Source organism: Streptomyces sp. bgisy027 (genome assembly GCF_057710365.1).
Genome location: NZ_JBYIVZ010000003.1, coordinates 318,049 through 326,606, shown reverse-complemented (window position 1 = coordinate 326,606; position 8,558 = coordinate 318,049). Strand labels below are relative to the sequence as shown.

At 72.8% G+C, this 8,558-nt stretch carries 7 protein-coding genes and 2 pseudogenes; 6 read left to right on the top strand and 3 right to left on the bottom strand.

The genetic code is table 11. The features are described from left to right. Positions 1-5 precede the first annotated feature (5 nt). From AC3ETA_RS05180 to AC3ETA_RS05170, 3 genes are all read right to left on the bottom strand, one after another. On the bottom strand, positions 6-233 hold the full coding sequence (locus AC3ETA_RS05180) for a DUF3107 domain-containing protein (RefSeq protein ID WP_432191602.1): 228 nt from the start codon (positions 231-233) through the stop codon (positions 6-8). Between the two features lie 151 nt (positions 234-384). Continuing rightward, positions 385-1,026 carry a TetR/AcrR family transcriptional regulator gene (locus AC3ETA_RS05175; RefSeq protein WP_432191601.1) on the bottom strand — a complete coding sequence of 214 codons (642 nt, stop codon included), beginning with the start codon at positions 1,024-1,026 and terminating at the stop codon, positions 385-387. 265 nt (positions 1,027-1,291) lie between these two features. Beyond that, positions 1,292-1,516 (bottom strand): hypothetical protein, encoded by a 225-nt coding sequence (locus tag AC3ETA_RS05170; RefSeq protein WP_432191600.1) that lies wholly within the window; start codon positions 1,514-1,516, stop codon positions 1,292-1,294. 236 nt (positions 1,517-1,752) lie between these two features. Here AC3ETA_RS05170 and AC3ETA_RS05165 point away from each other — a divergent pair, with 236 nt between their 5' ends. The 6 genes and pseudogenes from AC3ETA_RS05165 to AC3ETA_RS05140 all read left to right on the top strand — a co-directional run bounded on the left by AC3ETA_RS05165 (position 1,753) and on the right by AC3ETA_RS05140 (position 8,532). Further along, positions 1,753-2,784: an alpha/beta fold hydrolase gene (locus tag AC3ETA_RS05165; RefSeq protein ID WP_432191599.1), complete on the top strand. Its 1,032-nt coding sequence runs from the start codon at positions 1,753-1,755 to the stop codon at positions 2,782-2,784. Between the two features lie 233 nt (positions 2,785-3,017). Next, positions 3,018-4,508, top strand: a complete 1,491-nt coding sequence (locus tag AC3ETA_RS05160) for a DUF3152 domain-containing protein (RefSeq protein ID WP_432191598.1) — start codon at positions 3,018-3,020, stop codon at positions 4,506-4,508. A gap of 105 nt (positions 4,509-4,613) precedes the next feature. After that, positions 4,614-4,664 (top strand): annotated as a pseudogene (locus tag AC3ETA_RS05155) (Ms4533A family Cys-rich leader peptide); the annotation flags it as partial. 190 nt (positions 4,665-4,854) lie between these two features. Beyond that, positions 4,855-5,064, top strand: a pseudogene (locus tag AC3ETA_RS05150) (ABC transporter ATP-binding protein); the annotation flags it as partial. Between the two features lie 295 nt (positions 5,065-5,359). Further along, positions 5,360-7,069, top strand: coding sequence for a DUF3492 domain-containing protein (locus tag AC3ETA_RS05145; protein WP_432191597.1), 1,710 nt, complete (start codon positions 5,360-5,362; stop codon positions 7,067-7,069). Between the two features lie 149 nt (positions 7,070-7,218). Then, complete coding sequence (locus AC3ETA_RS05140; RefSeq protein ID WP_432191596.1) at positions 7,219-8,532, top strand: hypothetical protein; 1,314 nt, start codon at positions 7,219-7,221, stop codon at positions 8,530-8,532. Positions 8,533-8,558 lie beyond the last annotated feature (26 nt).

Genomic DNA, 8,558 nt, shown 5'->3' with positions numbered 1-8,558 from the left:
CTTTTTCAGGGTGCCCCGAAGCCCACCTTGCGCGGAGCCGGCTCGCCGAGCTCCACATAGGCGAGGCGGTCGGCCGGGACGAGGACCTTGCGGCCGTGCTCATCCACGAGGCTGAGCAGCTGCGTCTTCCCGGCCAGCGCCTCGGACACCGCCCGCTCGACCTCTTCGGCACTCTGACCGCTCTCCAGAACGATCTCGCGGGGCGCGTGCTGCACGCCGATCTTGACCTCCACGGCTATGTCCCTCCGACGGTCAGTGAAGTGCGCGACCTTCCGCGCCGTACCCAGCACACATTAGCCCGGTGAGGGGACGTAGACGCTCCGACCAAGAACGCCAACAGCGAACAGGAGGCGGGAACAAACGTGCCCGGGGGGCGGGCGTGCGTCAGTGGTGCTCGATGCCGTGCAGCGGGAAGCCCGCGATGCCGCGCCATGCGAGGGACGTCAGCAGCTGCACCGCCTGGTCGCGCGGGACGCTGCGGTCGCTGTGCAGCCAGGAGCGGGCCACGACCTGCGCGAGGCCGCCGAGGCCGGAGGCCAGCAGCATCGACTCGGCGCGCGAGAGACCGGTGTCCTCGGCGATGACATCGCAGATCGCTTCGGCGCACTCGTTCGTGACCTTGTCGACGCGCTCGCGCACGGCGGGCTCGTTGGTCAGGTCCGACTCGAAGACCAGACGGAAGGCGCCGCCGTCGTCCTCGACGTACGCGAAGTACGCGTCCATGGTCGCCCGCACGCGCTGCTTGTTGTCGGTCGTCGACGCGAGGGCGTTGCGAACGGCCTGGATCAGGGACTCGCAGTGCTGGTCCAGCAGTGCGAGATAGAGGTCGAGTTTGCCCGGGAAGTGCTGGTAGAGCACCGGCTTGCTGACGCCGGCGCGCTCGGCGATGTCGTCCATCGCGGCGGCGTGGTAGCCCTGCGCGACGAAGACCTCCTGGGCGGCGCCCAACAGCTGGTTCCGTCGGGCACGGCGCGGCAGGCGCGTGCCCCGCGGGCGTGCCGCCTCTGTCTGCTCGATGGCTGTCACGCCGCCTCCCAATGTCGTCCACATGCGGTGTGCGCCGCGCCGCCATCGTACTTTTCGGTAACCCTGGTGTGCGCGGTGCGAGCGCAGAATTTCACGGACCGGACGGTGGCGAAAGTCGCGCACAAAGTTTGAAACCCGGGCAGAGCGGGCAACAATCGGCCTCTCTCCTGCTCAGCGGCACTCTCACGGCTGGTCGTTCGGTGTCACCCGCGGTCGTTCTCTGTCGTCGGTGATCGGCTCCCTGTCACCGGTGATCGGCTCCCTGTCACCGGTAGTCGTCCTCGTCGATGGAGACGACCCGCGCCTGCTCGATCAGATCGGCCTCGTTCGCCCGGTCCCGGTCCGCGCCGGTCAGTGTGTCGTCGCGGTCGCTCCGGACGTCGGCGTGCTGCTCGGCGGCGTCGGCCGAGGGGGCCTCGACGTCGAACTCCTCGGACTCGTCGGTGTCCTCGTCCACGAACGTGTCGGGGTCGGTCGGATCGACGGCCATGGCGGGCTCCCTTCCTAGAACGTCCCCGGGGGGACGGCGTCCCTGGGTGAAGCAGGGGTCCACATCCGGGTGCCCTGCGTACGAGCCTAGGAGACACCGGTTTCGGGCGCCATGCGATCCGCGCGGGGATCTGCGCCGGGGGCAGCCGGTTTCCCGCTCCTGTGAATGCCATGTACGTGACGACTTGTGACGGCGAACACATGAACCACTGCGTGATCGTCTCGTAACATTGCCGCATGTCTTCGACCGAGCTCCCGTCCGCGCCGGCCGCAAGCGTGCTCCCCAAGGTGGCGACCGTCCGGGTCGCGGAGGGCGAGCGGCTGCGATCGGTCGGACTGCCTGGGATCACGCTGACGGTGCGGTCGAGACCGCCCGCGCGCGAGGGGCTGGCGCCCGCGCTCTACGTCCACGGACTCGGCGGTTCCTCCCAGAACTGGTCGGCGCTGATGCGGCAGCTCGACGGCGAGGTCGACTGCGAGGCCGTCGACCTGCCGGGCTTCGGCGACTCACCACCACCCGACGACGGCGACTACTCGATCACCGCGCACGCACGCGCGGTGATCCGCTATCTGGACGCCTCCGACCGCGGCCCCGTGCACCTCTTCGGGAACTCGCTCGGGGGCGCCGTCACCACCCGCGTGGCCGCGGTGCGTCCCGACCTCGTCCGCACCCTCACCCTCGTGTCGCCCGCGCTGCCGGAGCTCCGCGTCCAGCGCACCGCCGTACCGACCGCCCTGCTCTCGGTGCCCGGAGTGACCGCGCTCTTCAGCCGCCTGACCCGGGGATGGACGGCGGAGCAGCGGGTCCGCGGCGTGATGCACCTCTGCTACGGCGACCCCGGGCGAGCCACTCCGGAAGGATTCCGCAACGCGGTCGAGGAGATGGAGCGCCGTCTGCAGCTGCCGTACTTCTGGGACGCGATGACGCGTTCCGCGCGCGGACTGGTCAACGCCTACACGCTCGGCGGCCAGCACGCGCTGTGGCGCCAGGCCGAGCGGGTGCTGGCGCCGACGCTGCTCATCTACGGCGGCAGGGACCAGCTCGTCGGCCACCGCATGAGCCGCAAGGCCGTGCACAGCTTCCGTGACTCCCGCCTGCTGACCCTGCCGGACGCCGGGCACGTGGCGATGATGGAGTACCCGGAGGTCGTCGCCCGGGCGTTTTGCGGACTCCTGGAGGAGACGGGGCAGGCGCAGGCCGTGAACCCGCGCGAGCGGGCCGCCGTCGCCGGTGACGGCGAGGCCACGACCGAGAACGCGGGAGGCTGAGGCGCGACGTGGGACGCCACAGCCGCCGTGGGTCGGGCGCGAAACGCGACGCCGCGGACACCACCGCACGACAGGGCTCCCGGGGAGCACAGCCGGACCCGGGCGCGGCCCGGCGCGGCCCGTCCGTACCCGGCGCGGGTCCCGGCGCAAGTCCCGGCGCCGGGCCCGGGGCGGGGCCCGGGAGGGTTCCCGGGCCCCGCCCCGGACCGGCTCCCGGACGACAGGGGATGCCGATGCCGGCGTACGGCGGACAGGGCTTCCCCGACGGTACGCCCGCCCATGGTTTCCCGAGACTCCCGGACGGCACGCCCGCGCATGGTTTCCCGGGGCTGCCGGACGGGACCCCGGCCCAGGGTTTCCGGGGGCTGCCTGACGGTACGCCCGCGCGTGGCGTCCCGGGGCTGCCGGACGGTACCCCGGCCCAGGGTTTCCCGGGGCTGCCCGACGGTACGCCCGCGCACGGCTTCCCCAGGCTCCCCGACGGGACCCCGGCCCAGGGTGTGCCGCGGTTCCCCGGCCGTACGCCCGCTCAGGGCATCCCTCGGTTCGCGGACGGCACGCCCGCCCACGGCGTCCCCCAGGCCCGCGGCAGCCACCCCGAGCAGCGTGAACCCGGCGGTGGCTGGGGCGAGTTGAGGGGCCGTACCGGAGTCACGTACGGCACTCCGGGGGCGGTCGGCGCACCGCCCGCGACCGGCGTACCCCTCCCGCGCCCCCGGCGGGCGCCCCGCTCCGAAGGGCCCCGGCAGGACTACGTCGACGCCTTCGGTGAGGACGTCGACGTCTTCGCGCCCCGGACGGCCGAAACCGCGCACGCCTTCGACGCGTACGCCGCCGTCACCGACTGGGACACCCGGAGCGGTGCCGATGTCGACGACGACGCTCCGCCGACCGGCGAGCCCGCCTCGGCACAGGGCGGCAAGGGGCGGACCTTCACCGGTGTAGCCGCAGCCGCCGTCGTCACCGTGCTGGCGGTCGTCGTCGCCGGGCAGGTCACGAAGGGGCGGGACGACGGCGGCACGCAGTCGCAGTCCGCCACCGACCAGGCGCGCGACGCCCGGGACTCCGCCTCGCGCGGGGACGGGCGGCCGACGCAGTCCGGCTCCGAGGCCGTGGCGCCGCTGACGTACGGCCAGAAGATGGCCGTGACCTACCCGCTCGACGCGACCCTCAGGGGCCCGGGGAAGTTCGACGCGATACAGGGAGTCGCCAAGGCGCCGGGCACGGGGCAGAAGTTCACCTATCGCGTGGACGTCGAGAAGGGGCTCGGGCTGGACGGCGAACTGTTCGCCGAGGCCGTGCAGAAGACCCTCAACGACGACCGGAGCTGGGCCCACAACGGCGCCCGCACCTTCGAGCGCATCTACACCGGCAAGCCCGACTTCGTGATCACGCTGGCCAGCCCCGGCACCACCGCCGACTGGTGCGCCAAGTCAGGACTCGACACCACCGAGGACAACGTCTCGTGCGACTCGGCCTCCACCGAGCGCATCATGATCAATGCCTACCGGTGGGCGCAGGGCTCGAAGACGTACGGTGACGCCCGCATCCTCGAGTACCGGCAGATGCTGATCAACCACGAGGTCGGCCACCGGCTCGGCTTCGGTCACGTCACCTGCGACAAGGACGGCGAGCTGGCGCCGGTCATGCAGCAGCAGACCAAGTTCCTCGACCACGACGGGATCCACTGCCGGGTCAATGCCTGGGCGTACCCCGGGAGTTGACGGGTGCCTCGGACGTCACATTGGTATGTGCAGCGAGATCATCCATGTTTCTGCTTTCTGCGCATGTCGTCCCGTCACGCCTCCACTTGCGCAGCCATCGAGTAGGCGCTCATCGGTGTGACCGCTCTTTCCGTGGCCGACATTCACTGTCACTGACGCTGGCCCCTGGGGTTCGCGTCGCGCTCTCTCTCCCTCCCGTGCTCACGTGACCTTTTCGTCCCGTGCTGCGATCACGGGTGCCTGGTGGCCTGGTGGCCTGACGCCCCGACGCCCTGCCGGCCCGACGGCCCGACGCCCTGCCGGCCCGACGGCCCGACGCCCTGCCGGCCCGACGGCCCGACGCCGGGGCAGACGTCTCGTCTTCGTCGCCCACGACCTCGCCGTCGTGCGCCAGGCCGGCGACCGGGTCGCGGTGATGCGGCGCGGGCGGATCGTCGAAGAGGGCCCCGCCGACGAGGTCTACGGCAATCCGCAGGACCCGTGCGCCAAGCAGCTCCTGGCCGCCGTACCGGCACTCGATCCGCGGATCGCGGCGCAGCGGCGTGGCGCGCGACGGGGAGTTGGCCGCGGTGTGACCGTTCGGACCGCTGCGACCGCTCCGACCGCTGCGACCCTTCGGGCGGTTCAGACGGCTCGGGCGGTTCGGGCGGTTCGGGTGTGACGATCCGTGCGCATTTGATCTTCTAGCGCGACGGAACGCGACCCGCACGGGAAAGTTACGACCGTTCACCCCTTTTGGTGGCGCGATGGACAACCGTCCGTCGCGCCACCGCCTTGTCCGCATACGTTCGTCCCGCTGCGAGCCGTCACGGGAACGGCGGCTCCCCTTATGGGAGATCGGGGGTGTACTCGTGCGCATCGGACTGATTGCGGAGGGCGGCTATCCCTATGCGAGCGGTGACGCCAGACTCTGGTGCGACCGGCTCGTGCGCGGGCTCGACCGGCACGAGTTCGACATCTACGCGCTCAGCCGCAGCGAGCGCCAGGAGGACGAGGGCTGGGTCCCGCTGCCGGCCCAGGTCAGCCGGGTGCGCACCGCGCCGATGTGGTCCGCTGAGGACGACGGAGTGGTGTACGGCCGTCGGGCGCGCCGCCGGTTCGCCGCGCACTACGGCGAGTTGGCGGCCGTGCTCTGCGCCGGGGGCGGCGCGGACGCCGGTGATGCCTCCGAGGACGCGTCGACCACTGAGGCGGACCGTTTCGGCAGCGCGCTGTACGGCCTCGCCGAACTCGCCCGCGACGAGGGCGGCCTCGTGGGAGCGCTCCGCTCCGAGGCGGCCGTACGCGCCCTGGAGCGCGTCTGCCGGTCCCGGGGTGCCCTGCGGACGGCGCGCGAGGCGCGTGTGCCCGATCTGCTGGCCGTCGCCGCGCATCTGGAACGCGCCCTGCGCCCCCTCTCGCTCGACTGGTACGAGGACGACGGCCTGGGCGCCGTCGACCTGTGCCACGCCACCTCCGGCGGCTCCGCGGCCCTGCCCGCCCTGCTCGCGCACCACTTCTGCGGCGTCCCGCTGCTGCTGACCGAGTACGGCGTCCGGCTCCGCACGCACTACCTGGCCGCCCCCGACTCCTCGCCGGCCGTGCGCTCGCTGCTCGCCGCATTCCACGGCGGACTCGCCGCCGAGACCTACGCGCGGGCCGCCCTCGTCACGCCGGGCAACGGTCACGCCCGCCGCTGGCAGGAGCGGTGCGGTGCCGACCGCGCCAAGCTCCGCACGGTGTACCCGGGCATGGACGCCGGCCGCTTCGCCGAGGTCGGCGAGAGCGCGGCGTGCGCGGACCCGGACTCGCTGGTCTGGGTCGGCCGGGTCGAACCCGCCAAGGACCTGGTGTCGTTGCTGCACGCCTTCGCCGAGGTGCGCAAGGAGGAGCCGAAGACCCGGCTGCGGATCGTCGGCTCCCCGGCCGGCCCCGAGGGCGCCGCCTACCTCGGCCACTGCCGGGCGCTGGCCGCGCAGCTCTTCCCCGACGAGGCGGAGGGCCCGCACCGGGTCGGCGACAACCCCGTCTCCTTCGAGGAGATCGGGGCCCCGGACATCCCGAACCTGGCCGGCGCGTACGCCTCCGGCGCGGTGGCCGTCCTGTCCAGCGTCGTCGAGGGCTTCCCGATTGGCCTGGTCGAGGCCATGTTCTGCGGTCGCGCGACGGTGTCCACGGACGTCGGCGCGGTGGTCGAGGTCATCGGCGGCACCGGGCTCGTCGTACCGCCGCGCAATCCGCGGGCGCTCGCGGAGGCGTGCGTGGCGTTGTTGCGGGATCCCGAGCGCCGTGAACGCCTGGGCGCAGCCGCACGCGCGCGTGCGCTCGAACTGTTCACCGTCGAGCAGAACGTCGCGGCATTTAACAGCATTTACCTGGAGATCGTCTCGCGGACACCGGTCCGCCGCGTCGTCCTCGACGACACGGGCGAACCCCTGCCCTTCGCCGTCCCGGCCGAGGCCCACGTCCCCGGCCGCTGGACCGAACGCCCCGCACGCCCGACGCCCCGCAACGTCCCACCCCGCCCTCCGGGCACGCCCGTACGCGCCACGGCCATGCCTGCGCCGGAGGGGGCGCGATGAGCGGGCGGGGGGAGGGGTGGCGCGTGGCGGACGGGGCTGGTGGTGCCGGGGATGTGATGAGCGGTCTCGGCGGTGATGCCGGGGGCGTGGTGAGTGGTCTTGGCGGTGCCGGGGGCGTGGTGAGTGGTCTCGGTGATGCCGGAGCCGTGGTGAGTAGTCCGGGTGAGCGCGGGCGCGCGGCCAGCGGCCTGGGTGGCGGTGACCGCCTCTCGAGTGGCCCGGGTGGGCTCGACCGGCCCGCCGCTCCGACCAGTCCCGGGGCCTGGGACGAGCGTTCGGAGGAGTGGCTCGGGGCGGGGACGGACGTACGGCATGACGTGGCGACCGGCGCTTCCCCCGCAACGTCCGTAGAGGAAACGGCGGTCGCTGCCCGCCCCAACCGCAGAGGCGGTGCCGACCCGGTCAAGGCCCTGATGCACCGCCACCGCGAGCTGTGCGAACGTGCGGTGGACTCCCTGGATATCGCCGCCGGCCTCGAAGCCCACGGCGTCACCGACCGCACGGCCGCCCGCTTCCTGCACCGGGACGTCTTCTCCTTGGCGGAGGAGATGTACGCCCGGACGTCGCACGACGCGGAACGTTCCCAGGGCGCGCAGCCCCTCACCACCCCCCGCGCACGAGCTGACTGGACGGTCCTCACCCTCCTCCCCGGCGCCCTCTGCGCAGCGGCCGTGACCGCCATCCACCTCACCCAGGGCCAGAACCGCCTGATCGCGGCCTCGGTGGGAGTCCTCGCCGTGGTGCTCGCCCTGCGCGCGGCCGTCGCCCGAGGCCCCCTGGCCGGCGAGCACGCCGCCGGCCCCACGGCCACTCGGACCTGCTGGCTCCTCGGCTACGCCCTCCTCGGCGACGGACTCCTCCAGGCAGCCGTCGCAGGCGGCCCCGACCACCTCCCCGCCGGTACGCCAGACGGCCCCTGGCCCCTCGCCGTCGCCCCTGTCCTGGCCCTCGCCCTCTCGTGCGCACCGGCGGCCTGGTGCGCTCACCTCCTCGCCGTGCGGGCCCGCCACAAACTCTCGGCCAGCCGTGCCCTGAAGGACTTCGCCACCTCGGCAAAGCCCCTGCTCCTGGCCACACTCGCCCTCTACCTCGGCGCCCTGACTGCTCTGCTCGCGCTGACAGCCACGGCTCTCGACGAGCCCGCCGCCTACGCCCAGACCCTCACGCTGGGCGCCCTCCTGTTCCTGTCCCGCCTGCTGACCACCCACGGCTTCACCCACGCCCCCGCCCTGGTCCTCACCGCGGCGGCCTCGGCCGAGGCGACCGCCCTGGCGACCGTCTTCGCCGCCCGCCTTCCCGGCTGCGACTGGCTGGGAACCCCCGTACAGACGCTCTTCGACGTTTGGGGCCCGGCCGCCATCCCCACGATGGCCTGCGGGGCAGGAGCACTGACACTTCTGGTGCACGCGATGCGCACCCTGACCAGGGCGTCCGCGCACACGAGGGCGGACGACGCATGCTGACCCCCCACCGCCCTATGACGACCCGC

What these genes read in the sequence shown, in the direction of transcription:
- AC3ETA_RS05170 (WP_432191600.1), bottom strand. Translation starts at nt 1,516, where the DNA reads ATGGCCGTCGATCCGACCGACCCCGACACGTTCGTGGACGAGGACACC.
- AC3ETA_RS05165 (WP_432191599.1), top strand. Translation starts at nt 1,753, where the DNA reads ATGTCTTCGACCGAGCTCCCGTCCGCGCCGGCCGCAAGCGTGCTCCCC.
- AC3ETA_RS05160 (WP_432191598.1), top strand. Translation starts at nt 3,018, where the DNA reads ATGCCGGCGTACGGCGGACAGGGCTTCCCCGACGGTACGCCCGCCCAT.